The sequence below is a fragment of the Comamonas sp. NyZ500 genome (genome assembly GCF_016772095.1).
Lineage (GTDB): Bacteria > Pseudomonadota > Gammaproteobacteria > Burkholderiales > Burkholderiaceae_C > Comamonas > Comamonas thiooxydans.
Window position 1 is genome coordinate 1 of sequence record NZ_JAEIJE010000053.1, and the last position, 1,366, is coordinate 1,366.

Genomic DNA, 1,366 nt, shown 5'->3' on the forward strand with positions numbered 1-1,366 from the left:
AAGCCAGCCGCTGTAAAATAGTGGCCGTAAGTCTTTGATTTACTTGAATATTTCTCTTGACGGGGTGATTGAGATGGAAATGCAAATACTGTGCATTTATCCAGTCTTTGATGCTGGAGTTCTCCGCGCGGGTCGGTTCTGAAGAGTTCGCGCAACTCGCGCGCCATCCGGATTGCCCGCGCGCCTTCATGCGCCGTCGCAAACTCCCGCTGCCCGAGCTGATCGGCGCCTTGCTGTCGATGCGCAACCAGTCCCAGCAAGCCATGCTCGACGGCTTCTTTGCCACGGTTGGCGGCTCCCCGACGCCGCGGCGTGAAGTCTCTGACCGGGCCTTCGCCAAGGCGCGTGACCACCTGCACTTGCCGGCGCTGGAGTCGCTCAACGCGCTCGTCGTTCGTCGCTGCGATGAGGCCGGCCTGATCTCTCGCTGGCACGGGCTGCGTGTCGTCGCAGGCGATGCGTCTGTGTTGATGCCCGCGGTGCGGCCCTGCCTGTTGCAGCGCTCTGCAGCCGGTCGCGATCAGCGCCTGTTTGCCCTGTTTTTGCCCGGCGCCGATTTGACCTTGCACGCCAGCGTGCACAGTGGATTGGTGGCCGAGCGCGCGATGCTGGTGGAGGCCCTGGACGCGCTCGGCCCCGACGACGTGCTGGTGCTCGACCGCGGCTATCCGGCGGCCTGGCTGGTGGCGATGCTCACTGAGCGCGGCATACGCTTTGTCATGCGCTGCGACAACAACAGCGGCTGGGCCGCCACCAAGAAGTTCATGCGCTCGGGCGCGCTCGATGCCACCGTGACGCTGAATGCGCCCAGTGCCGACGAGGTGCGCACTTGGGGCTGCCCGGCCAGGCAACCTGCGCTGCGTCTGGTGCGGCAGGTCGCGCCCAATGGCCAGGTCCGGGTGCTCGCTACGAACCTGGAGGCGCTGGACTTCCCGGCGACCCTGTTTGCCGAGCTGTACCACCAACGCTGGCGCATCGAGGAAGCCTTCAAGCGCCTCAAGCACCGCCTGCACCTCGAAGCTGTCTCGGGTCTGAGCCAGCAGGCCTTGATCATCGACGTGGCCGCCAAGGTGCTGGCCGACAACCTCACCTCGCTGATGTGCCAGGCCGCTGCCGTGCAGGCCGATCTGACAGCGCTCTCGCGCAAGTGCAACCGGTCCTACGCGGCAGGCCTCATGCAGCACCTGCTGCCTCGCCTGGTGCTGTGGATCGGCGATGTCGCCGCCGAAATCGCACAGACCATCACGCTGCTCGGGCGAACCACGCAGCGCTTCGTCCAGGGTCGATCTCAGCCTCGACCAGCTCGCCATCTCAAGCCTCATCCTTCATGTGCATACAAGCGGTGAGCGGTAAGTTCGGTGGATTG

General features: G+C 64.7%; 1 protein-coding gene. It reads left to right on the plus strand.

Features of this window, described 5'->3' with window-relative positions; all coding sequences use genetic code 11:
- Window positions 1–110: 110 nt before the first annotated feature.
- Window positions 111–1,346, plus strand: a complete 1,236-nt coding sequence (locus tag JAO85_RS25510) for an IS4 family transposase (protein WP_202789300.1) — start codon at window positions 111–113, stop codon at window positions 1,344–1,346.
- Window positions 1,347–1,366: the final 20 nt, after the last annotated feature.

Coding starts and splice junctions, on each gene's coding strand:
- JAO85_RS25510 (WP_202789300.1), top strand. CDS start 111: ATGCTGGAGTTCTCCGCGCGGGTCGGTTCTGAAGAGTTCGCGCAACTC.